This is a genomic window from Limnobaculum zhutongyuii, assembly GCF_004295645.1.
GTDB lineage: Bacteria > Pseudomonadota > Gammaproteobacteria > Enterobacterales > Enterobacteriaceae > Limnobaculum > Limnobaculum zhutongyuii.
On sequence record NZ_CP034752.1, the window covers coordinates 1,975,231 to 1,999,910 of the forward strand.

A 24,680-nucleotide genomic window follows, 5' to 3' on the forward strand; every position below is an offset into this window, starting at 1 on the left:
ACACAATGCGAGTTGAATGATTATATACCCTAATAATTTGAGTTGCAGAAAAGCCAATAACATCGTTAATACATCTGCAACCTAAAGTATGCTGACTTATAGTGCCTTGGCATTATGCTACAGATATATGACACTTTTATTACGTTAACAACGTATTCTGTTAATTGAGACACGACTAAGGTAGTGCTGGTCATCTCTGCTGCGTATAATCCCCAATAACCATAGCGCACCACATGGCTATTTTTTGACAGAGAGGATTCATGCGCATTATTCACACATCTGACTGGCATCTTGGACAATACTTTTTTACCAAAAGCCGTGCGGCTGAACATGCAGAATTTTTGCGCTGGTTGACTGAAAAGGTCACAGAACATCAGGTTGATGCCATTATTGTGGCTGGCGATGTTTTCGATACCACCTCCCCCCAAGCTATGCCCGTGAACTCTACAATCAATTCATTGTGGGGTTGCAACCAACTGGCTGTCAGTTAGTGGTATTGGGTGGAAACCATGACTCTGTTGCAATGCTGAATGAATCCAGAGAACTTTTGACCTATCTGAACACCCGGGTAATCGCCAGTGTTGCACAACAACCTGAACAGCAGTTGATCGTTTTGAACAACGCTCAGGGTGAGCCCGGTGCATTAGTGTGTGCCATTCCATTTATTCGTGCCAGAGATGTGCTCTCCAGCCAGGCGGGTCAATCCGGCAGTGAAAAGCAACAGGCTTTGCTGGAAGCAATCAGTCAGCATTATCAGCAGATATATCAACTGGCAAAAGATAAACAGCAGCAATACACCAAACATTTACCAATTATTGTTACCGGACATTTAACCACCGTCGGTGCTTCTACCTCCGACTCCGTGCGTGATATCTATATCGGTACGCTGGATGCGTTTCCTGCACAGGCATTTCCTCCGGCTGACTATATCGCTTTAGGCCATATCCACCGGCCACAAAAGGTAGCCAAGTCGGAATTCATTCGCTATTCAGGTTCCCCTATCCCTTTAAGCTTTGATGAAAGCGGGCAGGAAAAAAGTGTAGTGTTGGTGGAGTTTGCCGCTCATGCAGAGCCGCAAATTACTCTGCTTACCGTGCCGCAATTTCAGCCTATGCGTTTAATTAAGGGCGATATTGATGAAATAAAATTGGCACTGGAAAGTTTTCGTCATCAGCAACAACAAAAAATCATCTGGCTGGATATTGAAGTAGATTCACGACTTTACCTGAATGATATTCAGCGACAAATTCAGCAAATAGCCGACCAATTACCGGTGGAAGTGATTTTACTACGCCGTAGCAAAGCCCTCACTCAACAAGCCATTCAGCGTCAGGAAAAAGAGACATTGTCAGAACTGACGGTAAGCGAAGTGTTCGAACGCCGGTTGGTTCTGGATGATGATGAAAACCAAAGCACCCAACAACAGCATCAACGAGTGCGTCAGCTGTTCCATTCACTGATTGAGGAAATGGCCGATCAGACCGAACAACCTGTTGATGGAGGATCTGTCTGATGCGCATCCTTAGCCTACGGCTTAAAAATATTAACTCGCTGAAAGACGAGTGGAAAATCGACTTCACCCAAGAACCCTTTTGCGATAACGCTCTGTTTGCAATTACCGGCGCTACCGGTGCCGGTAAAACCACCCTGCTGGATGCCATTTGTCTGGCGCTTTATCATAAAACTCCGCGCCTGAATGTGTCACCGACTCAAAATGAGCTGATGACCCACCATACTGCTGAGTCTCTGGCGGAAGTAGAATTCGAAGTTCAGGGGGTTGGCTATCGCGCTTTCTGGAGCCAGCGTCGGGCAAAAGGCAGTCCGGATGGCAATCTGCAAACCCCGAAGGTTGAGCTGGCGTACATTCGCGATGGCAAAATCATTACCGATAAAATACGCGATAAGCTCGACCTCACCGCTCAGATCACCGGTTTGGACTTTAGCCGTTTTACTAAGTCTATGATGCTATCGCAGGGTGAGTTCGCTGCTTTCCTTAATGCAGAGCCAAATGAACGCGCTGAACTGCTGGAAGAGCTTACCGGCACAGAGATTTATGGCCATATTTCAGAGCAAGTTTTCCTGTCGCATAAAGAGGCTAAAAACCAGCTGGATACCCTGCATACTCTGTTAGGTAGCGTACAGTTGTTGTCAGAAGAACAAACTCTGGCGTTAAAACAGCAGGCACAACAGCTGCAATCTCAGGAAAAATCACTGACTCAGCAAACTGAACGTCTGGTGGCAGACAGGCAATGGCTGGAAAAACAAAATGAATATCTGCATCAGGAAGCACAGTGCCAGCAGCAGTTAAATCTGGCTCAGCAGAACTGGCAACAGCAACAACCTCAACTGGAAAGATTACAGCGAAGCGAACCGGCTGAAAAGCTACGACCTCTGCATGTAAATCTGATGCGTTTGCGTCAGGAACAACAGGATAATCAGCAGGAAATAACCCGCATCACTCAGGCTGAAACCGAACTAAAACAGCAGATTGCGATTGCTCTGAAGGATCGTGAACAGGCAGAGCAGCAACATGCCCTACAGCTCAAACAGCATGAGTTAACCCGCACCCTGATTACCACTCAAGTCATACCGCTGGATTTACAGATTAAAAATAAGATCGACCAATTAACTCAGTTGGAGTCAGCTCAAACCAACCTTACCCAGCAGTTACAACAGCAGCAAAGCGAACGTGATGCAAACTTAAAGCAACAGCACCAGCTACTCAGCCGACAGCAGGCGCTATATGACTATTTCCAGCAGCATCCACACCATCAGTATTGGGGAGAAAATCTTCCCCTGTGGCAACAGCAATTAAATCAGCTCACCCGCACTCATCGCGAATTAGAGAACACTCGGCAATTAGCTGAAGCTAAGCAAAAAGAGATTAATCAACTTAATCAGCAGCTCGTTGACGTGACATCGTCACAAAATCAACATCAGACCCAACTACAACAGTTACAGCAGAGCTTTGATAATCATGACGCCGCTTTCCGGCAGTTACGAACTCAGCACAATCTGGATGAATTAAAACAGCAGCAACACAATCTTACTCAAACCAGAGAGCGGCAACAGTTGCTCGCTCTGCTGTTTCAACGCTATCAACAGGTGACTAAACAGCATCTGGCCAGATCGACTCAGTTAAATGAACTCACGTTAGCCATTAAGCAGCTCGATGAAGATTTACTTACCAAACGCCAGCAGTATAGCGATAAAAAAGTTCATCTGGCCGACCTGGAAAAACTGGCTGAGCAAGAGCTGATAATTAACCGTTTTGAGCAAGAACGCGCATTGTTACAGCCTGGCGCACCCTGTCCGTTATGTGGCTCTACCCAACACCCATTAATGGGTGAAAATACGTCATTAAAAACATCAGATACCGGGCAACGTCTGAGTCAGTTAAAAATCGAATTCCAGCAATTACATGATGCCGGTATTGAGTTAAAAAGTAAGATCGCACTACATGGCGATCGGCAAAACCAACTGACAAAAGAGATGAATAATCTGAGTCAGGAGTTGGATGATATTAGCCAGCAATGGCAGCAACACTGTCAGGATCTGAATGTCAGCCTGTCGCTTAGCGAAACTGAACCATTCGACGCTTATCTGGAGAGTGCCCGTCAACAAGAGCGGCAATTACAGCAACAGATAAGCCAGTTAGAACAGGCCGAACAACAATGGCAGCAACAAAAAGAGCTGCTTAATAAACAACATAATGCAACCCAGGAAGCACAACAGCGGGTGACGTTACTGGCTCAGGATGTTTTAAATAAAACCCAGCAACACCAACAGTTCAACCAGACACTGTTATCACTACAGCAAGATTACCAAATGCAGTCAGAACAGCTGAAAACTGCGCTGGCGCACTATGAACTGACACTGCCGCTGCCAGAACAGTACGACAATTGGTATGACGCTCGTAAGAGTGAATGGCAGCAGTGGCAAAACCACCTCAGCGACCAAAAAATATTAGAGCAGCAGTTAATTACGCTAAATACCCAAATCGCCACGCTGACAACCCGACAGGACAGTCTGAATACCCAAGCGACGGAAAATCTGGTGCAGTTTACTGCATGCCAAACTGAATCAGAACAGCTCAGGCAACAGCGCCATCAGTTATTCGGAGATAAACAGACAGATGCCACCATGTTGCAACTTCAACAACAGCAGCAGGCTTTTGAACTGGCGGTAACCGATAGCCGAAATGTCTGGCAACAACTAAATGATCGGCTGACTGCACTCAGCGGACAACTTTCCGCTCTGTTATCACAACAACAACAGCTTCGACAAAAAACCGACAGTGCAGAGCATGAATTTAACGCTGCATTACAACAAAGCCCTTTCAGCCATCTGGCAGACTTTCTGGATGCCCTGTTATCTCCGGAATTACATCTACAGCTTAGTGAACTTAAAGAGACGCTTACCAATACGTTGAATCAGGCACAAACCCTGTTTAATGAAGCAAATAAACAACGGCAACAGCATCAGGCTCAGCGACCAGCAACCTTAACTGACGAGAGTAATATCGCAGAGCTCAACCTGCAGTTAACTCAGTTGGCGGAAGAGAGTAAGGCTAACGGTATTCGTCAGGGGGAAATCCGCCAACAGCTGGAAAACGACCGACAAAGCCGCGCCAATCAGCAATCGCTGGTGGAGCGTATTGCTCAGCATCAACAGCAGGTTGATGATTGGGCCTATCTCAATAATCTAATCGGCTCCAGCGATGGTGCAAAGTTCCGTAAATTTGCTCAAGGCCTCACACTGGATCATTTAGTCTACCTGGCTAACCAACAGCTTAATCGGCTACATGGCCGCTATCTGTTACAGCGTAAAGAGAGCGGTGCACTTGAGCTACAGGTTGTTGATACCTGGCAGGCCGATAATCTGCGGGATACTCGTACTCTGTCCGGGGGAGAAAGTTTTCTGGTGAGTTTAGCGCTGGCGCTGGCTTTGTCGGACCTGGTCAGTCACAAAACCAGTATTGACTCCCTGTTTCTTGATGAAGGTTTCGGCACGCTGGACGCTGAAACGCTGGATATCGCACTGGACGCCTTAGATAACCTGAACGCCAGCGGCAAAATTATTGGAGTTATCAGCCATATCGACGCCATGAAAGAGCGAATTCCAGTACAAATTCGAGTTCGTAAAGTGAATGGATTAGGTATCAGTAAATTGGATGATCGGTTCAAAGAATAGCATTGTCTAATTATTTCATAAGTTTCGTTAGCCAAAATCACAGCAAGACGCTTTGCGATTGGTTATGATGACGGCTATGTTTATACAGAGCTCTGCTCTTTTTAATGGAAATAACTATGTTGTGGTTTAAGAATTTAATGATTTATCGCCTCAGTCGCGAAACCCATTTGTCTGCCGATGAGATGGAAAAGCAACTGAAGCCATTAACATTTACCCCTTGTGGCAGCCAGGATATGGCAAAGACAGGCTGGGTATCTCCTTTAGGGTCACAGAGTGATGCTTTAACACATGCATCAGGCAACCAGATTCTGATCGTTGCCCGTAAAGAAGAGAAAATTCTGCCCTCTCCGGTGATTAAACAAGCCCTACAGGCAAAAATTGAACAGCTGGAAGCCGAACAGCATAGAAAACTAAAAAAGACAGAAAAAGATGCGTTAAAAGACGAGGTGCTGCACAGCCTGTTACCCCGTGCGTTTAGCCGCTTTAACCAAACCAGTCTGTGGATTGATACGGTCAATGGTTTAATTATTGTTGATGCCGCCAGCGCCAAACGCGCCGAAGACACACTGGCCCTGCTACGTAAAAGCTTAGGTTCATTACCGGTAGTTCCATTAACACTGGAAAGTCCTATTGAACTGACGCTTACCGAATGGGTTCGTTCTGGTAATGCACCCGCAGGATTTGTACTGCAGGATGAGGCGGAACTGAAGGCCATTCTTGAAGGCGGTGGTGTTATTCGTTGCAAGGCGCAGGAACTGGTCAGTGATGAAATTGCGGTACATATTGAGGCGGGCAAACTGGTTACCAAACTGGCGCTGGAATGGCGTGAACGCATCCAGTTTGTCATTGCTGATGATGGCAGTTTGAAACGCATCAAATTTACTGAAACTATTCGCGATCAAAATCAGGATATCGATAAAGAAGATTATGCTGCTCGCTTTGATGCTGATTTTACCTTAATGACCGGTGAAGTTGCCCAACTGATTCAAGAGTTAATTGAAGCGTTGGGTGGTGAGCATAGCGAATAATATTGTTTAAAAAACAAAAGATAATGCTAATAGAGGTGAGTTATCATCTCTATTAGTATGATAAATAACAATTAGCTGTTTCAGGCAAAATAACCCTACTTTATGTAACACTATTATTTCTCTTTAATCTGGTGAATTAATGTGTAAAATGCGCCAAATCTCAGATTAAAACACCATTGAGAAATAAGTGCCCGGAGGGAACGTTTGCATAACTATATTATTAATGACCGAGTGATGTTTAACACTTTTACCGGCGGATTAAGTCGACTTGACGATCCGCGGAAATTGAGCACGCTCAATAGTAATGCTAAACGATTATTTCTGCGTCTGATTGACAGTGGTTACCAGATTGTTCCTTTTGAACAGCTAACCAGTGAAATTGAACCACCTGAAAATGTTAATAATACGGCTAAAGATGTTGTCTCTGAACTGAGTGGTATTACACAGGCTTTTCATCAGTTAGGTGAGTTTGAACCCATTTTGACCACCTACTCGTACGGTGTGCAGTTATCCACAGATGTAGAGCTAAAAGTTATCACTAGTTATCGAACGTTCAGTGATGACAGCAAAGAAAAACCCTATATTGCCAAAAAGTCATTAATCAACTCTGCCACGGTCAATGGCAATAATGACACCTCCACTACGCCACCGCCTAAAAGCCGTTTTGTCTGGTATTACACTCGTATTGCGCTGGTTGCTACCCTGTTTATTTTTGTGTTCTATTTTGCTTTAGATATGTTTACCAGTAAGCCCGGGTATTTTGCTGATTACCATCATCAGGAAAAATATCAGAAGTGTGATATTTTCATTCACAATCAAAAACCTACTGACTTAGCCAATTTGAAAAAGCGGTTAGATGAGTTCGCCATTGCCTGCGATAGCCCTAAAAATGTCTATTTTAGCCTTCCCGCCGACGATCGCCGGGAGTCAATTCAGGTCTGCGATAGCGATCCGGATAAGTCTAATGCCCCCTGTTTCAATTTCTATGTGGTAAAAGTGAAATGAACAATGTTAAGTTTTCTATGATTGCCACACTGATCGTGACAGCCTTACTGGCCGTCGGCTTATATTTGTTTTATGCCAGTAGCAATAATAAATTCACCTGTTCAGCAAATACGACTTACCTGTTTGAAAAAGTTAACAAAGAAAAGGAAGCCTTACTAACCTCTGAAATGAGATTTCATTTTGATGGTGACGGGAAAGGTTACAATATTATTGTTGGAAATTTGCTGGTGGATGGCAGCTCTTACACCATCAATCGCAAAGTACAGTTTGATTACACTCACAACAAAGCTAACAATTACGTTTTGAGTACCACCCAGGTCTCTTTAGAAAGTACTGATAACTTGCCTAAAGCGCTGGGAGAACGTTATCTCTACCGTTTTAGCACTGAACAACATGAATCAACTCATTTGGTGATTATTCGTATGAACAGTGGGAAACGTCTGTTTTCCAGCGGAACCTTGCCCTACTTCTTATGTGAATAACACCCTCTGTGACTATAGCTAAGCTGGACGCTGCTGCTTCATTACATAAAACAGACATCCGGCTTACGCTTCATTACCGAACTTCCATATTTCCTTCATCATTTTTTTCTCCGAACCAGTTATACTGATAAAATCACAGTATTCTTAACTAATTCAGGGTAATAGCTCCACTATTGAGCTGTTTAAGTGAGCCTCTAACTATGACACTGCAATTTAAGCGTTTATTACGCCCACTGCCGCTCATCGCTACCGCTATTATTGCTATCGGAACCTGGCTATTTTGGCATAACAGCAATACCGAACAGGCACCGGGTGCAACGAAATCATCCCAATCTGGCAATGGTGGGCGACGTAATATGCCGCTACCACCAGTACAAGTTGCCACGGCGAATGTGCAGAACATTCCTCGCTATCTTAGTGGTCTGGGAACGGTTACCGCCGCCAATACGGTGACGGTACGCAATCGGGTAGATGGCCAAATTATGGCAATACACTTTACCGAAGGTCAGGAAGTGAATGCTGGCGATCTGCTGGTTGAAATCGATCCTCGCCCTTATCAGGTACAGTTAACTCAGGCAGAAGGTCAGTTGCTGAATATGCAAGCCACCCTGAGTAATGCCAAACGTGATTTAGTTCGTTATCAAAAACTAATTAAAACCAATATGGTTTCACAACAGCAGTTAGATACGCAGCAAGCACTGGTTAAGCAAAGCGAAGGCAGTTTAAAAGCGGCACAAGGTGCCGTTGACAGTGCTAATCTGCAACTGACCTACAGTAAAGTCACTGCCCCCATTTCTGGTCGGGTTGGTCTGAAGCTGGTTGATGTGGGCAACTATGTTTCCAGCGGCGACAGTACTGGTCTGGTGGTTATTACTCAAACCCATCCCATTGATGTGCTGTTTGCTTTACCGGAAACTGAGCTGAGCGCTATCTTGCCCGCCTACAATCAGGGCAAAAGCCTGTCGGTAGAAGCCTGGGATCGGGGGAATAAACAGCTGATAACAACGGGTAATTTACTCAGTCTGGATAACCAAATTGATACCGCTACTGGCACCATTAAATTAAAAGCGCGTTTTACCAATCAGGATAATCAACTGTTTCCAAATCAGTTTGTTAACGCAAAAATTAAGGTTGATACGCTGGATAACGCCATTGTTATCCCTGCGGCTGCCATTCAAACCGGTAATAATGAAAACTTTGTCTGGATGATTAATGACCAAAACAAAGTCAGCAAACAACCCGTCACGGTCGGATTACGCAGTGGTGAGAGTGTCGTTGTAAGCCAGGGCGTAGAATCCGGGCAACGAGTGGTAACCGATGGCGTTGATCGCCTGAAACAGGATATGCAGGTTGAAGTGGTAACCCCACAATCACTGTCAACCTCCACCGCTAAAACTCCACGTCAACCACAGGATGCAAAATGAGTGAGCATCCTGAACACGGCTCTGACAAGATAATTTCAGGCGGAGGTCCATCCCGCCAGTTTATCCTGCGTCCGGTAGCAACAACGCTGCTCATGATTGCCCTGCTGTTAGCGGGGATTCTGGGTTATAAATCGCTGCCGGTCTCTGCGCTACCTGAAGTCGACTACCCCACTATTCAGGTGGTCACCCTCTATCCAGGGGCCAGTCCGGACGTAACCACCTCGGCTATTACAGCACCGCTGGAACAGCAATTAGGGCAGATGTCTGGTCTGAAGCAGATGTCCTCTCAAAGCTCTGGTGGCGCTTCGGTTATTACCTTACAGTTTCAGCTCGATCTGGATTTGGATGTCGCTGAGCAGGAAGTTCAGGCAGCAATTAATGCCGCAACTAACCTGCTGCCAAACGATTTACCCTACCCGCCCATTTACAGTAAGGTCAACCCTGCTGATGCCCCTATTCTGACGCTGGCCGTTACATCGGATGGCTTACCCATGAGTCAGGTGCGGGATATGATAGAAACCCGTGTGGCGCAGAAGATTTCTCAGGTTTCTGGGGTTGGTCTGGTTAGCTTATCCGGTGGCGAACGTCCGGCGGTACGGGTTATCCTCAATCCTCAGGCCGTTGCCGCTTATGGTCTGGATAGTGAAACAGTACGCACGGCGATTACTGGCGCTAACGTCAATACGGCTAAAGGTAACCTTGACGGCCCAACGCGCTCCGCCACTTTATCGGCAAACGATCAGATGAAGTCGTTACAAGACTATCGCCAGTTGATTGTGTTCTATAAAGATGGCGCACCGGTTCGCTTGCAGGATATTGCGAATATTGAAGAAGGTGCAGAAAATACTCAATTAGCCGCCTGGGCCAATCAAAAACAGGCGATTATTTTAAATATTCAACGTCAGCCCGGTGCTAATGTTATTACCACCGCCGATGAGATCCGTGATGTATTACCCCAACTAACCGAAAGCCTGCCGGCTTCGGTAAAAGTTCAAATACTCACCGATCGTACCGTCACCATTCGTACCTCAATTAACGATGTACAGTTTGAGCTACTGCTGGCGGTAATACTGGTGGTAATGGTGATCTACCTTTTCCTGCGTAATGTTCCTGCAACCATTATTCCCAGCGTAGCGGTACCTCTGTCATTAATCGGCACCTTTGCCGCCATGTATTTTCTCGGGTTTTCTATCAATAACCTGACGTTAATGGCGATGATTATTGCCGCCGGTTTCGTGGTGGATGACGCTATTGTGGTGATTGAAAACATTTCCCGTTATATCGAACAGGGAGAAAAACCGCTAAATGCAGCACTGAAAGGCGCAGGAGAAATTGGCTTCACCATTATCTCGTTAACCATCTCTTTGGTGGCAGTATTAATTCCTCTGCTGTTTATGGGCGATGTGGTTGGTCGCCTGTTCCATGAGTTTGCCCTGACACTGACAATTGCCATTCTGATTTCTGGTGTGGTTTCTCTGACGCTTACGCCAATGATGTGTGCCCGCCTGCTGAATCATGAGTCTCTGCGTAAACAAAACCGTTTCTCTCTGGCTTGTGAACGTTTTTTTGAACGGGTTATCGCAGGTTACGGTCGCTATCTGACCGTGGTATTAAAACATCAGTGGACCACTCTGGCAGTAGCGATAGGCACACTGGGCCTTACCGTATTACTCTATCTGTTTATTCCCAAAGGCTTCTTTCCGCTACAGGATAATGGTCTGATTCAAGGAACGCTGGTAGCGCCACAATCCATCTCATTTTCAGCCATGTCGGAGCGCCAGCAGGCCGTAACCAAAATTCTGCTACAAGACCCGGCGATAGAAAGCGTCTCTTCATTTATTGGTATTGATGGCAGTAATGCCACCCTGAACAATGGACGACTGCAAATTAATCTCAAGCCATTAAGTCAACGTGATGATCGGGCACCAAAAATTATTGAACGCCTCCAGCATAGCGTACAAGCCGTTCCGGGAATTACGCTCTATCTGCAACCAGTACAGGACTTAACCATTGAAGATCGGGTAAGCCTTACCCAGTATCAGTTCACATTGCAAACCATGTCATTGGACCAACTCACTTTATGGGTCCCTAAATTACTGGATCGTCTGAAACAATTGCCGGAACTCACTGATGTCAGCAGCGACTGGCAAGATCAGGGATTGGTAGCCTATGTGAATGTTAACCGTGATGAAGCCAGCCGTTTAGGTATCAATATGAGCAGTATTGATAATGCGTTGTATAACGCTTTTGGTCAGCGACTAATCTCTACTATCTATACTCAGGCCAACCAGTATCGGGTGGTACTGGAACAACAGGTTGATCAACAACGGGTACTAGATGCTTTTGACGATATCTATCTGAAAAACGGCAACGGTCAGTCAATTCGCTTAACCAATATTGCCACCATTGAGCAACGACTTGGACCGCTGTCAGTTAACCGTATCGCTCAATTTCCTTCGGCTACGGTTTCGTTTAACTTACCGGCTGGTGTCTCGCTGGGTGAGGCAACGAAAGCCATCACTCAGGCTGAACAGGATCTGAATTTCCCAACCGATATTACCACCCAGTTTCAGGGCGCAACGCTGGCATTTCAGGCCTCATTGAGTAGTACACTGTGGTTAATTCTGGCGGCCATCGTCACCATGTATATTGTGCTTGGCGTACTGTATGAGAGCTTTATTCATCCGGTCACCATCCTTTCTACTTTACCCAGCGCTGGCGTTGGCGCCTTACTGGCGCTGATGCTTTCCGGCCAGGAGCTGGATATCATAGCCATTATCGGCATCATCCTGCTTATTGGTATCGTGAAAAAGAACGCCATCATGATGATCGACTTTGCTTTAGCGGCAGAGCGTGAACAGGGAAAAACGCCTTATGACGCCATTTATCAGGCCTGTTTACTGCGTTTTCGCCCTATTCTGATGACCACCATGGCAGCCTTACTTGGTGCCTTACCGCTGATGCTCAGCACCGGTATTGGTGCTGAACTGCGCCATCCGTTGGGGATCTGTATGGTTGGCGGCCTGTTAGTCAGTCAGGTACTCACCCTGTTTACCACTCCGGTTATCTACCTGATGTTTGACCGTTTAAGCAGTCATAAACCGCTTATCACTCAGCCAACTGAAACTTCTCAGGATGGTGTGTAATATGAAGTTTTATGCGCTGTTTATTAATCGTCCGGTAGCAACCATTTTGCTGACATTGGGCATTATCCTCAGCGGTATTCTTGGTTTCAGATTGTTGCCGGTATCCCCCCTGCCGAAAATCGATTTCCCGGTGATTTCTGTTAGTGCATCACTACCGGGGGCATCACCAGAGACCATGGCATCGTCGATTGCTACCCCGCTGGAGCGTTCGCTGGGCGCCATTGCTGGTGTTAATGAGATGACCTCAACCAGTTCATTGGGCAGTACCCGCATTATTTTGCAGTTTGATATGGACCGGGATATCAATGGTGCAGCGCGTGACGTACAGGCGGCTATCAACGCAGCACATAATTTACTGCCCAGCGGTATGCCTTCAAGACCAACCTATCGAAAAGCTAACCCTTCCGATGCGCCGATTATGATTCTGACCTTAACTTCCGATGTTTATAGTCAGGGTGAGCTGTACGACTATGCGTCGACCCAATTGGCACAGAAGATCTCTCAGTTAGAGGGAGTGGGTGATGTTTCGGTTGGCGGTAGTTCTCTGCCCGCAGTAAGGGTGCAGCTTAACCCTCAGGCGTTATTTAATCAGGGCGTTTCGTTAGATGATGTCAAAACTGCCATTAGCCAGGTTAACGTTCGAAAACCACAGGGTTTTCTTAAGGCGGATGACCAAAACTGGCAGGTTCAAACCAATGATGAGATTAAAACCGCTGACCAATATAAACCGATCATTATTCATTACAATAATCAGTCGGCGGTCAGGCTACAGGATGTAGCCACCATCACCGATTCGGTACAGGATATTCGTAACGCGGGTATGGCCAACGGCGTTCCGGCTATTTTGATCATGATTCGACGTTCCGCAGATGCCAACATTATCGATACCGTCGATCGCATTCGCGCCGAGATGCCTGAACTGCAGTCTTATATTCCTGCCTCAATAAATCTGGCCATTGCTCAGGATCGTTCACCGACTATCCGAGCCTCTTTGGTTGAAGTTGAACGCGCATTAGTCATTGCCATTGCGCTGGTGATTCTGGTGGTATTTCTGTTTCTGCGCTCTGGCCGTGCCACACTGATCCCGGCGGTTGCCGTACCGGTTTCGCTGATTGGTACCTGTGCTGCCATGTATCTGCTTGGTTTTAGCCTGAATAACCTGTCACTAATGGCCTTAACTATCGCCACTGGCTTTGTGGTGGATGACGCCATTGTGGTACTGGAGAACATTGCCCGCCATATTGAAGCCGGGCTTAAACCTTTTGAGGCAGCACTGAAAGGCGTCGGTGAAGTTGGTTTTACTGTCCTTTCTATGAGCCTTTCTCTGGTGGCGGTTTTTATTCCCCTGTTGTTTATGAGTGGCTTACCCGGACGTTTATTCAGTGAATTTGCTATTTCGCTATCGGTAGCTATTGGGATTTCGCTGGTGGTTTCCCTTACCCTAACGCCAATGATGTGCGCCCGCTTGTTGCGCGCCAGAAAACAGGAACGACCACGTTCATCACAAGGATTTGGTCGCATCATTCTCGCGTTACAACAGGGCTATGCCCGAACCCTAAGCTGGACACTGGACCACTCCCGATTAGTGTTGATGGTCTTTCTTAGCACCATTGTACTCAACGTTTGGCTGTATATGAATGTACCCAAGACCTTCTTCCCGGAACAGGATACCGGTCGATTGATGGGGTTTGTTCAGGCTGACCAAAGCATCTCTTTTCAGGCAATGAAAAAGAAGATGGAAGTGCTGATGAAAATCGTCAGTAGCGATCGGGATGTGGATAACGTAACTGGTTTTACCGGTGGTTCCCGCACCAATAGCGGCTCCATGTTTATCTCACTAAAACCGCTCTCTGAGCGTAAAGACACCGCTCAACAAGTAATCAGCCGTCTGAGAGGTAAGCTCTCTCAGGAGCCGGGAGCCAGTCTGTTTCTGATGGCAGTACAGGATGTCAGAGCCGGAGGCCGTCAGTCTAACGCCGGTTATCAGTATGCTTTGTTATCTGATGACCTGAGCACCCTGCGCGAATGGGAGCCAAAGATACGGACAGCATTTGCTACGCTGCCTGAACTGGCGGACGTTAACTCTGACCAACAGGATAAAGGGGCCGAAATTGCCATCACCTATAACCGTGAAACCATGTCGCGACTGGGGATTGACGTTTCTGCTGCCAACGCCCTGCTGAATAATGCATTTGGACAACGGCAGATTTCTACCATCTATCAACCGCTGAACCAGTACAAAGTCGTGATGGAAGTCGCTCCCGAATTTGCCCAAGACCAAAGCGCTCTGGATAAAATGTTTGTCATCAATCAGGATGGCAAACCTATTCCACTCTCTTACTTTGCCCAATGGGTGCCGGCAAATGCGCCGTTATCCGTTAACCATCAGGGACTTTCCGCTGCCTCTACCGTTTCATTTAATCTGGCAGATGGCTACTCGCTCTCAGAAGCGACGGCAGCCATTGAACGAACCATGACGGCTTTAGGGGTTCCCAATACGGTAAGAGGATCGTTTGCCGGTACGGCTCAGGTATTTCAGGAAATGTTGCAATCGCAGATTTTCCTGATTATTGCGGCTATCGTCACTGTCTATATTGTGTTGGGTGTGTTGTATGAAAGCTATATTCATCCACTGACCATTTTGTCTACTCTGCCTTCTGCCGGGGTTGGCGCTATACTGGCTTTAGAGCTGTTTGATACGCCATTTAGTCTGATAGCCCTGATCGGTGTGATGTTGTTAATTGGTTTGGTGAAGAAGAATGCCATCATGATGGTGGATTTTGCGCTCACCGCAGAAAGACAAGGTAACATGACGCCTCGTGAAGCCATATTTCAGGCCTGTTTACTGCGTTTCAGGCCAATAATGATGACCACTCTGGCGGCTATCTTTGGGGCCGTTCCACTGGTGCTGGGCAGCGGAGATGGTGCAGAGTTACGTCAGCCTCTGGGTATCACTATTGTTGGCGGACTGGTAATGAGCCAACTATTGACACTGTATACTACCCCGGTGATTTACCTCTACTTTGACCGTTTAAGGCTTTGGTATAAGAATCGTCGTTCGTCACCAACGTCAACGCTGGTCACCGGGACAAACAGTCACTGATCATCAACTAACCACATTAGTCTGGCCGGAGGAGCCAACACAAAATGAAAAATAGTACCGCTAATGTGCGTTGGCAACTGTGGATTGTGGCCCTGGGTTTCTTTATGCAGTCGCTGGACACCACCATTTTGAATACGGCTTTACCCTCTATGGCCGTTAGCCTGAATGAAAGTCCGCTACAGATGCAGTCAGTGATTGTTGCCTATATTCTTACGGTTGCCGTAGGACTCCCCGCCAGCGGCTGGTTAGCAGATCGCATCGGCGTTAAACCCGTGTTTCTGTCCGCCATTGTGCTTTTCACTTTAGGCTCTCTGCTTTGCGCTCAGTCAGAAAGCTTACAGGAGTTGGTGCGTGCCCGCGTGATTCAAGGGATTGGCGGGGCGATGATGGTGCCCGTGGGTCGGTTAACCGTCATGAAAATTGTCCCACGCGAACAGTATATGGCAGCGATGACCTTTGTCACCTTACCCGGTCAGGTTGGTCCATTAATGGGGCCTGCGCTGGGTGGTTTTTTAGTGGAATACGCCAGCTGGCACTGGATTTTTCTGATCAATATTCCGGTGGGTATCATTGGTGTACTGGCAACCCTGATGATTATGCCTAACTACAAGATGCCACCTCGTCCCTTTGATGTGGTGGGCTTTATTTTGCTGGCGATTGGTATGGCCACCATTACCCTTTCGTTGGATGGACATTCAGGTTTAGGGCTGGCTCCAGCAACCATCCTCTTGCTGTGTGCCAGCGGCGTTGCCTCACTCGGGCTTTACTGGCTTCACGCCCGTCGGGCAAAAGCGCCGTTGTTCAATTTAGCGATGTTTAAAATCCCAACCTTTTCTTTGGGACTGACCGGCAGTTTATTCGCCCGTATCGGCAGTGGAATGTTGCCGTTTATGACCCCGCTATTCTTACAAATCGGCTTAGGCTTCTCCCCATTTCATGCGGGTTTAATGATGATTCCGATGATCATCGGTAGCATGAGCATTAAACGTCTGGTGGTACAAATTGTTAACCGTTATGGTTATCGGGTTGTTCTGAGTATTGCTACTTTAGCCTTACCGGTCATTACGTTAATGATTCCGCTGGCAGGCATGCTGGGGTGGTATATTGTCATTCCATTCCTGCTATTTATGCTCGGTGTAACGAATGCTGTGCGTTTTTCCACCATGAATACCCTGACGCTAAAAGATCTGCCCGATGAGTTTGCCAGTAGCGGCAACAGCCTGTTATCGATGGTTATGCAGCTGTCCATGAGTCTGGGTGTCAGTACCGCCGGGATTTTACTGGGGGTCTTCTCAATGCATCACGTGGCCGTTGGTAGCCCTGAGGTTCAACAGGCATTCCTATATACCTATCTGTGCATTGGTTTAATTATGTTAATTCCGACGGCGATTTTTGCCCGGGTTCCTAAAGACAGTGCCAAAAACGTCTTATTAGGTTCCGGAAAGAGCCGGGATAAATCCGATAACTAACGGAAACCAAAATCTAATGAAAATGGGGATCACCGGAAAACTATTCTTTGCTATTTTAGCCACCTGCATGCTGGTACTGATTACCATGCACTGGGGCGTTCGCCTGAGTTTTGAACGTGGTTTTACCGACTATATTCGCTCCAGCAACGAGCAGCGCTTAAGTTTACTGGGTAATGCGCTGGCAGAACGCTATCGTCATGAAGGAAACTGGCAATTCCTCCAACGCAACGAAAAAATCATTTATCAGTTTCTGCGAACGGTAGAGCAAAGCGACGATGAAAGTAACGAACCGGCGCTACCGCCTCAGGGATGGCGCGTCCCTTTCTGGATCTTCGATACTGAAAACCATATGCTGGCTGGCTCCTCTCATCCGGTCCCGCGCCATGCTACCCGCAAAGCCATTACCTTAGATGGGCAAACCATTGGCTGGATTGTTGGTATGCCCAGCGAAAAGCTTACCCGCAGCGCCGACATCAACTTTGCTAAACAACAGAATCGCACCAGTTGGATGCTCATTGCCCTTTCAACCCTGCTAGCGGCTGTGACTACACTGCTGGTTTCCCGCAGTCTGTTATCCCGGGTAAAACGCCTTGTTACCGGAACCCATCAACTGGCAGCCGGTGACTTTTCTGCCCGGGTTCCAATTACCAGTAAAGATGAACTGGGGATTCTGGCTAATGACTTTAACCAACTGGCCAACACGCTGGAAAAAAACGAGCGTATGCGGCGGGCATTTATCGCTGATGTTTCTCATGAATTACGTACCCCCTTAGCCGTGTTGCAGGGCGAATTAGAGGCGCTGGAAGATGGCGTACGTCAGTTAACCCCAACCTCACTACATTCACTGCAGGCTGAAGTGCGCTCTCTGACTAAATTAGTGAATGATTTACATCAGCTTTCGTTGTCCGATTTAGGGGCATTAACCTACAAGAAGAGCGATCTCAATCTGATAGCCTTGCTGGAACAGGCGATTGCTGCCTATCACAGCCGCTTCAGTCATAAAGGGTTAGCCATCGAGACAGAATTACCGCAAAGCGCCGTCGTATTTGGCGATCCAGACCGTTTGTCGCAGTTATTTCACAATCTATTAGAAAACAGCCTGCGTTATACCGATGCCACCAGTGATAGCACTCAGGGACGGCTACACATTTCCGCAATGCTAACTAAACAATCAATACTGTTACACTGGCAGGACTCTGCTCCCGGCGTTACCGACGAACAACTGAGTCAAATTTTTGAACGCTTTTATCGTACTGAAGTTTCACGCAATCGCGCCAGCGGCGGCTCAGGACTCGGCCTGTCCATCTGCTGGAATATTGTTGATGCTCACGGCGGAGAAATTAGTGCCAGCCATTCTGCTTTAGGCGGACTGGAAATTAAGTTACTCTTACCGCTGGTAACAGAAACGGTATCCTCATAACTATGACAGAAAGTGTTCTATTGCCCGGCGATGACTTGCCACCCGTATTGATTGTAGAAGATGAGCCAAAACTGGGTCAGTTATTAATTGATTATCTTCAGGCGGCAGGATATCGCACGCATTTAATTACCCAGGGGCAGGAAGTGATTAGTTGGGTGAAACAATACTCACCTTCGCTGATCCTGTTAGATTTGATGCTGCCGGGTGTTGATGGCATCACGCTGTGTCGCGAGATCCGTACGTTTTCTGATGTCCCTGTAGTGATGGTTACCGCAAAAACTGAAGAAATAGACCGTCTGTCCGGACTGGAAATTGGCGCTGATGACTATATCTGCAAGCCCTATAGTCCTCGTGAAGTCGTGGCTCGGGTTAAAACCATTTTAAGACGCTGTTATCTACCCGCCAGAGAGTTACCTTCACTGGAGTTGGGATTACAGTTAGACGAATCACAGTTTCAGGTTCGTTATAACAATACCAGCCTTGATTTAACCGCCGCCGAATTTCGTTTGCTTAAAACCCTGTCGTCCCATTCAGGCCAGGTGCTGACGCGGGAATCACTGTTGGATAATCTCTACGATGATTATCGTGTAGTAACTGACCGTACTGTAGACAGTCATATCAAGAATTTACGCCGTAAACTGGAAACCTTAGCGCCAGAAAAAGTCTTTATCCGTTCGGTATATGGATTAGGCTACCGTTGGGAAGAGTAACAAAACAGGTATTCATACCTTTCTAAGCAGCAATGGAATAACACAACAGGAGTTGTCAGGTTAATGAGTTTAGTTATTAAAAGTTCCCTTTTGGTTCTGATTATTCCAGCATTGTTGGTCTCTACCGCCCATGCAGATGCCCTTGAAAACTGCACGGTAAACAAAGATATTATTGTTAATAATCATCTGGCGCTGTTAAGCATGCCTGAGTTTAATCACGCGCGAGAAGTAGAAACCGTCACTGAAAGCGATAACACCCGCTCCGCCTTTTACTACAAATTTAATTACGACCGCTGCGGTCAGTTGACCGATATGTATGCGTTAATGACCCGCAATGAACTACGCTTTCGAATTGATTCCAGCTATGACATCAGTAAGAATCAACAGGGTTGGCGCAATAGTTACAATGTCACACTTTTTGGTATGAATAAGCTGTTTTATGCCAGAGAAGGCGCGATTGATTATCAGACAAATGATAAAGGGCTGATTGTCAGCTCAACGGATAATTACATTTCCGGTAGCGATGAGAAAAAAGCAGAAACCGGCATTACCAACGGCATCTATAAAACCGATGATAAATTTCGTATGGCTTATAGCCTGTTAAGCGGCAGCGATGAGTCAGTAAATGGTGAATATCGTTTCTTCTATCAGCCGGACAACAAACCTTTTTCCTTAATCAGCCCGACGATGAGCATCAGTTACCTGTATGACGAGCAGCAACGTGCCAGTGGAATGATAGAAATTACCGTTTCCCCCTACTATCTTGGCAGTAAAAAAACTGACTGTCTGGAATGGAATGAACACAATGATTGCACGAAATCTATCAGCAAGGAGCTGGAGCTGTTTCCGACCTATGTTGTAGACAGAACAACAGTATTACGATCAACTTATACATACTGGTAATGAGTTAATTTAGCATCAATCAATATTCCGGTTGTAAAAGTGATATGGCATATATCGCTTCACTTGTTACATACCTGCCGTTGCCATTCCTCTCAACCAGGTCTACAATTCCGGCCCTGGGATTTTCCCAAAGCCGTACCTTTAAGGTGCGGCTCTGACTTGTGATCAGATTAAGAGACCAACAACATGTTTAAACCGGAATTACTTTCTCCGGCCGGTACGCTTAAAAATATGCGTTACGCCTTTGCTTATGGCGCAGATGCAGTTTATGCCGGTCAGCCTCGTTACAGCCTGCGGGTACGTAACAACGAATTCAATCACCAGAATCTGGCATTAGGCATTAATGAAGCTCATGCCCTTGGCAAGAAGTTTTATGTGGTGGTTAACATTGCTCCACATAACTCCAAACTAAAAACCTTTATTCGCGATTTAGCACCTGTGGTAGAAATGGGGCCGGATGCATTAATCATGTCCGACCCCGGCCTGATTATGATGGTGCGTGAAGCATTTCCTGATATTGATATTCATCTTTCCGTACAGGCTAACGCCGTTAACTGGGCAACGGTAAAATTCTGGAAACAGATGGGTTTGACCAGAGTTATCCTTTCCCGTGAGCTGTCACTGGAAGAGATTGAAGAAATTCGCCAGCAGGTGCCTGATATTGAACTGGAAACCTTTGTGCATGGCGCCTTATGCATGGCTTATTCTGGTCGTTGCCTGCTCTCTGGCTATATCAATAAACGCGATCCTAATCAGGGCACCTGTACTAACGCTTGCCGCTGGGAATACAAAGTAGAAGAAGGCAAAGAAGATGACACCGGTAATATTGTGCATATTCATGAGCCTATTCCGGTAAAAAACGTTGAGCCAACCTTAGGTGCCGGTGCCCCTACCGATAAAGTGTTTATGATTGAAGAAGCGCTGCGTCCGGGCGAATATATGAGTGCTTTTGAAGATGAACACGGTACTTATATTATGAACTCTAAGGATCTACGTGCCGTTCAACATGTAGAGCGTTTAACCCAGTTGGGTGTTCATTCATTAAAAATTGAAGGCCGTACCAAATCATTTTATTACTGTGCACGAACCGCTCAGGTTTATCGCCGGGCTATTGATGATGCCGTTGCCGGTAAACCCTTTGATGAGTCATTGATGACAACGCTGGAATCATTGGCCCACCGCGGATATACCGAAGGTTTCCTGCGTCGTCATGTACATGATGAACATCAAAATTATGACTATGGCTATTCTATTTCTGACAGCCAACAGTTTGTTGGTGAGTTTACCGGTGAACGTCGTAATGGTTTAGCGGCTGTTGATGTAAAAAATAAATTTTCCGTTGGTGATAGCGTAGAGATGATGACCCCGCTGGGCAATATTCATTTCACCATTGAAGCAATGGAAACCAGCAAAGGTCAACCTACTGAAGTAGCCCCAGGTAACGGGCACGTGGTTTATCTGCCGGTTCCGGAAGATGTAAATCTGGAATACGCTTTGCTGATGCGTAATTTAGCCGGAAACAACAGTACCAGAAATCCGCATAGTGCATAAAAATCTTTTTTTTCCACTTGCGATGATAAAAATCACACGCTTTAATTCAAATTATTAGAAATAGATCACATCTATTAGCAAATAAAAGGACTACTATCTCAGTCCTAAAGATTAATAACTAGTTGTGTTCCTATTATCTCTTTAATAGAAACCACCTCCTTACCAGTCCAATCTCCCTTGGGCTGGTTTCTTTTTTTATAGCCCTTCTAAATTTCCCCCCTCTCTTGTTACTGGATTAGCCATGCATAATGCGACTATCCGCGGGTGCCTGCTCTCTGTCAGTCATGCCATAATCCCGAATAATTCCGGCAATTTTCAGCCGATAATCATTAAAAATCGTCGCCCTGCCTTTAGCCTGTGCCTGTCGATGCAGCTCTAATTGCCGCCACTGCAGAACGGCTTCTTCGTCACGCCAAAATGAAAGAGACAAAATCTTGCCCGGTTCAGACAGACTTTCAAACCGCTCGATAGAAATAAAACCGTCCATTTCGACCAGTAAAGGCTTCAGCTCTGCTGCCAAATCCAGATAAGCTTGTTTATGACCCTGTTTTATTTGCACTTCAAAGATTACCGCAATCATTGTTTTTTCCTTGTGTTTATCAGGCACCAAATTATTTTAATGTAAACAATTAGTAAAAATATTATCACTGGTGATTGAATCGTTATACTGTTTTTATCTTCTATCATTTTTTCACTTTCAGGAGGTGTAATGGCTATATCACCCAACTCTTTTATTATCTTAAACGGTAAAGGTGCCAATACACCTGAGGTTCGGGATGCGATAAAAAAACTCAGGGAACAAGGATATCAACTCGACGTCAGAGTCACCTGGGAGTACGGCGATGCCGGTCGTTACGTGGCAGAGGCTCAACGGCAGCACGCTGAATTAATTATTGCCGGAGGCGGTGATGGAACTATCAATGAGGTTGCTGCAGCTATCGTACAGTTGAGCAACCATTCCAGACCGGCTTTGGGAATTTTACCTTTAGGAACCGCCAACGATTTTGCTACCGCCTGCCAAATTCCGGAACAACCCTATCAGGCGTTAACCTTAGGTCTGAACAGTAAACCAGTATCTATTGATATGGTGAAGGTAAATCAACAACACTATTTTATTAATATGGCTACCGGCGGTTTTGGGACCAAAATTACCACTGAAACACCGGATAAGCTTAAAGCGGCATTAGGTGGTTTTTCTTATCTGCTGCACGGTATTACTCAAGCTAACACGCTAAAACCCGATAATTGCACCATTAAGGCAGATAACTTTCATTGGTCAGGGGAAGCGCTGGTGATAGGCATCGGTAACGGAAAACAGGCTGGAGGCGGTCATCCACTGTGCCCTGAGGCCAAAATTAACGACGGGAAGTTGCAACTGGCTATTCTGATGGCAGATGAATCGTTGCCCGCCCTGCTCACCAGTTTAATCAACGGTAAAAACAGTGAGCATATCATTGAGGAATCCCTGAATAGCTTAACCCTTACTTCCAGCCATGAGATGATCCTTAATCTTGATGGTGAGCCATTAAAAGGCAATCAATTTCAAATTGAGGTGGTGCCCGCCGCGATTCGATGCCACTTACCCCCAAATTGCCCTTTGTTAATTTGAGTTCAAGAATAAGGGGCGCTTATTGCGCCCCTTATTAAATCTTTGAAACCACAATTAATTGGCTTCTGCCAGATCCTTTGGCATATTGCTTTGCATCTTATGCCAGATAACGCCACTGGCTTTACCGTACTGTCGTACACATTCCATTACCTGATCGTGTAGTCTGTCGCGGCATAAATCAGAAAGGCGCTGATAGAAATTCAAGGCCAACTGGCGAGCTTCCGGATTGGAGAAATAGTAACGGCCAACGCGGATATACAGCCCTTTGATACCGTTAAGAATCAGGCCATAAATCGGATTTCCGGAGGCAAAAGCCAATCCACGGAAAATATTATAATCCAGCTCGGTGAATAACTCCGGACGTTCTTCAACGTCATTGGTCTGAGTTAAGACCTCCAGAGCCTTTTCCGGATTTTGACGAACCGCAGCCCGAATAAAGATAGCGGCGATATTAGTTCTGACAGCCAAAAGATTATCAATTAACTGAGGAACGCTATCGTGATCTAAACGTACCAGCGTTTCCAGCAGGCTCAGGCTGGAAGTTTCCCAGAAGTTATTTACTTTAGTTGGTTTGCCGTGCTGAATTGTCAGCCAGCCATCTCGGGCCAGACGCTGCAATACTTCACGCAATGTGGTACGAGTTACGCCAATAAGTTCGGAGAGTTCACGCTCTGCGGGCAAAATGGTACCAGGGGGAAACCGGTTATTCCAAATGCTCTCAATTAAATACTCTTCCGCAAATCCTGCCGGACTCTGCGCTTTGATCACCATAAAAGTGCTATTCCATTAAGGTACAAAAATTAAAACGATTTGTCGCATCATACCAGAAGCCCGCAGCTGGATATAGCATCTCAAAATATCTAATAGAGTAAACTGTGGTTTAGATTACAAAAACAGACTAATTTCAGTGTAAAAAATTACTTATTCATTCTAAATCTGCCGTGCGGGGAAAAATCCTTGGCTTACAACGAAAATCTTAACCATAATGTCATTTGAAAGATGGCATAGAAATAAAACTAGTTTAAACTACCGCTATCGGCGATCGCTCATACATATTAAAGTGAATTAATCATGTTATGTTATTTAAATAGCTGTTCTAAAGGAAGAGGTGCCTGGTTCCTTCTGGCTCTGATTGTTATTGTACTTGAGTTAATTGCCCTCTATTTCCAACACGTGATGTTACTGAGACCTTGTGTGCTCTGTATTTACGAGCGTTGTGCGCTGTTTGGAATTTTAGGCGCAGCCCTGATTGGTATGTTGGCACCTTCCTCTACGCTGATACGTTTTCTGGCTATCATTGTATGGCTATACAGCACCATCGAAGGCCTGTTGTTGACGTGGAAACACACCATGATTCAGCTTTACCCTTCTCCTGCATATACTTGCGATATTTTTGTTAACTTTCCAACCTGGCTACCGCTGGATAAATGGTTACCTGCGTTGTTTGTTGCGAACGGTGATTGCAGCGAAAAGCAGTGGTCATTCCTTTCATTAGAAATGCCACAGTGGTTACTGATTATTTTCGCGATTAATTTAGTTATTGTTGCTTTGGTGATTATTGCTCAATTTGTTAAACCAAAGAGACGTTTTTTCTACAACAACCCACTCTGATATTTAAATCAGAAGAACGACAATAA

The 24,680-nt window shown here is 46.0% G+C and carries 16 protein-coding genes and 1 pseudogene; 15 read left to right on the top strand and 2 right to left on the bottom strand.

From position 1 onward, the window contains the following. Positions 1–260 precede the first annotated feature (260 nt). The 13 genes and pseudogenes from sbcD (at position 261) to trhP (ending at position 21,434) form a co-directional block, all read left to right on the top strand. Positions 261–1,513, top strand: a pseudogene (gene sbcD, locus EKN56_RS08690) (exonuclease subunit SbcD). After that, positions 1,513–5,193 carry an SbcC/MukB-like Walker B domain-containing protein gene (locus EKN56_RS08695; RefSeq protein WP_130591411.1) on the top strand — a complete coding sequence of 1,227 codons (3,681 nt, stop codon included), beginning with the start codon at positions 1,513–1,515 and terminating at the stop codon, positions 5,191–5,193. The pseudogene sbcD and the gene EKN56_RS08695 overlap by 1 nt, the downstream one beginning before the upstream one ends. 116 nt (positions 5,194–5,309) lie before the next feature. Further along, on the top strand, positions 5,310–6,221 hold the full coding sequence (rdgC, locus tag EKN56_RS08700) for a recombination-associated protein RdgC (RefSeq protein WP_130591412.1): 912 nt from the start codon (positions 5,310–5,312) through the stop codon (positions 6,219–6,221). A gap of 204 nt (positions 6,222–6,425) precedes the next feature. Further along, on the top strand, positions 6,426–7,226 hold the full coding sequence (locus EKN56_RS08705) for a hypothetical protein (protein WP_130591413.1): 801 nt from the start codon (positions 6,426–6,428) through the stop codon (positions 7,224–7,226). After that, a complete protein-coding gene (locus EKN56_RS08710) occupies positions 7,223–7,708 on the top strand; it encodes a FidL-like protein (protein ID WP_130591414.1) in 486 nt (161 codons plus the stop codon). Before EKN56_RS08705 ends, EKN56_RS08710 begins: the two co-directional genes overlap by 4 nt. Before the next feature lie 200 nt (positions 7,709–7,908). Continuing rightward, the gene (locus tag EKN56_RS08715) at positions 7,909–9,132 is read left to right on the top strand and encodes an MdtA/MuxA family multidrug efflux RND transporter periplasmic adaptor subunit (RefSeq protein WP_130591415.1); all 1,224 of its coding nucleotides are present in this window, start codon (positions 7,909–7,911) and stop codon (positions 9,130–9,132) included. Then, positions 9,129–12,278 (top strand): MdtB/MuxB family multidrug efflux RND transporter permease subunit, encoded by a 3,150-nt coding sequence (locus EKN56_RS08720; RefSeq protein ID WP_130591416.1) that lies wholly within the window; start codon positions 9,129–9,131, stop codon positions 12,276–12,278. The genes EKN56_RS08715 and EKN56_RS08720 overlap by 4 nt, the downstream gene beginning before the upstream one ends. A 1-nt stretch (position 12,279) precedes the next feature. Next, the gene (gene mdtC / locus EKN56_RS08725) at positions 12,280–15,381 is read left to right on the top strand and encodes a multidrug efflux RND transporter permease subunit MdtC (RefSeq protein ID WP_130591417.1); all 3,102 of its coding nucleotides are present in this window, start codon (positions 12,280–12,282) and stop codon (positions 15,379–15,381) included. Between the two features lie 44 nt (positions 15,382–15,425). After that, positions 15,426–16,850, top strand: a complete 1,425-nt coding sequence (mdtD, locus tag EKN56_RS08730) for a multidrug transporter subunit MdtD (protein WP_130591418.1) — start codon at positions 15,426–15,428, stop codon at positions 16,848–16,850. A gap of 16 nt (positions 16,851–16,866) precedes the next feature. Further along, positions 16,867–18,270, top strand: coding sequence for an envelope stress sensor histidine kinase BaeS (gene baeS / locus EKN56_RS08735; RefSeq protein WP_130591419.1), 1,404 nt, complete (start codon positions 16,867–16,869; stop codon positions 18,268–18,270). A 2-nt stretch (positions 18,271–18,272) separates the two neighbouring features. Then, a complete protein-coding gene (baeR, locus tag EKN56_RS08740; RefSeq protein ID WP_130591420.1) occupies positions 18,273–18,980 on the top strand; it encodes an envelope stress response regulator BaeR in 708 nt (235 codons plus the stop codon). Between the two features lie 63 nt (positions 18,981–19,043). Beyond that, positions 19,044–19,883: a hypothetical protein gene (locus EKN56_RS08745; RefSeq protein ID WP_130591421.1), complete on the top strand. Its 840-nt coding sequence runs from the start codon at positions 19,044–19,046 to the stop codon at positions 19,881–19,883. A gap of 186 nt (positions 19,884–20,069) precedes the next feature. Continuing rightward, positions 20,070–21,434, top strand: a complete 1,365-nt coding sequence (gene trhP / locus EKN56_RS08750) for a prephenate-dependent tRNA uridine(34) hydroxylase TrhP (protein ID WP_130591422.1) — start codon at positions 20,070–20,072, stop codon at positions 21,432–21,434. 235 nt (positions 21,435–21,669) lie between these two features. Here the strand turns inward: trhP and EKN56_RS08755 are convergent, their stop codons facing one another. Continuing rightward, positions 21,670–22,014: an antibiotic biosynthesis monooxygenase family protein gene (locus EKN56_RS08755; protein WP_130591423.1), complete on the bottom strand. Its 345-nt coding sequence runs from the start codon at positions 22,012–22,014 to the stop codon at positions 21,670–21,672. A gap of 129 nt (positions 22,015–22,143) precedes the next feature. On the opposite strand from EKN56_RS08755, the gene yegS reads away from it, so the two are divergent. Further along, positions 22,144–23,043: a lipid kinase YegS gene (gene yegS, locus EKN56_RS08760; RefSeq protein ID WP_130591424.1), complete on the top strand. Its 900-nt coding sequence runs from the start codon at positions 22,144–22,146 to the stop codon at positions 23,041–23,043. Between the two features lie 54 nt (positions 23,044–23,097). Here the strand turns inward: yegS and fadR are convergent, their stop codons facing one another. Beyond that, positions 23,098–23,814: a fatty acid metabolism transcriptional regulator FadR gene (fadR, locus tag EKN56_RS08765; RefSeq protein WP_130591425.1), complete on the bottom strand. Its 717-nt coding sequence runs from the start codon at positions 23,812–23,814 to the stop codon at positions 23,098–23,100. Positions 23,815–24,114: 300 nt separating this feature from the next. Between fadR and dsbB the strand changes: the two genes are divergently transcribed. Further along, a complete protein-coding gene (dsbB, locus tag EKN56_RS08770; protein ID WP_130591426.1) occupies positions 24,115–24,654 on the top strand; it encodes a disulfide bond formation protein DsbB in 540 nt (179 codons plus the stop codon). Positions 24,655–24,680 lie beyond the last annotated feature (26 nt).

Bases quoted from the DNA above. Each gene is read 5' to 3' on its own strand.
- EKN56_RS08695 (WP_130591411.1), top strand. From the start codon at position 1,513: ATGCGCATCCTTAGCCTACGGCTTAAAAATATTAACTCGCTGAAAGAC.
- rdgC (WP_130591412.1), top strand. From the start codon at position 5,310: ATGTTGTGGTTTAAGAATTTAATGATTTATCGCCTCAGTCGCGAAACC.
- EKN56_RS08710 (WP_130591414.1), top strand. From the start codon at position 7,223: ATGAACAATGTTAAGTTTTCTATGATTGCCACACTGATCGTGACAGCC.
- EKN56_RS08715 (WP_130591415.1), top strand. From the start codon at position 7,909: ATGACACTGCAATTTAAGCGTTTATTACGCCCACTGCCGCTCATCGCT.
- EKN56_RS08720 (WP_130591416.1), top strand. From the start codon at position 9,129: ATGAGTGAGCATCCTGAACACGGCTCTGACAAGATAATTTCAGGCGGA.
- mdtC (WP_130591417.1), top strand. From the start codon at position 12,280: ATGAAGTTTTATGCGCTGTTTATTAATCGTCCGGTAGCAACCATTTTG.
- mdtD (WP_130591418.1), top strand. From the start codon at position 15,426: ATGAAAAATAGTACCGCTAATGTGCGTTGGCAACTGTGGATTGTGGCC.
- baeS (WP_130591419.1), top strand. From the start codon at position 16,867: ATGAAAATGGGGATCACCGGAAAACTATTCTTTGCTATTTTAGCCACC.
- baeR (WP_130591420.1), top strand. From the start codon at position 18,273: ATGACAGAAAGTGTTCTATTGCCCGGCGATGACTTGCCACCCGTATTG.
- EKN56_RS08745 (WP_130591421.1), top strand. From the start codon at position 19,044: ATGAGTTTAGTTATTAAAAGTTCCCTTTTGGTTCTGATTATTCCAGCA.
- trhP (WP_130591422.1), top strand. From the start codon at position 20,070: ATGTTTAAACCGGAATTACTTTCTCCGGCCGGTACGCTTAAAAATATG.
- EKN56_RS08755 (WP_130591423.1), bottom strand. From the start codon at position 22,014: ATGATTGCGGTAATCTTTGAAGTGCAAATAAAACAGGGTCATAAACAA.
- yegS (WP_130591424.1), top strand. From the start codon at position 22,144: ATGGCTATATCACCCAACTCTTTTATTATCTTAAACGGTAAAGGTGCC.
- fadR (WP_130591425.1), bottom strand. From the start codon at position 23,814: ATGGTGATCAAAGCGCAGAGTCCGGCAGGATTTGCGGAAGAGTATTTA.
- dsbB (WP_130591426.1), top strand. From the start codon at position 24,115: ATGTTATGTTATTTAAATAGCTGTTCTAAAGGAAGAGGTGCCTGGTTC.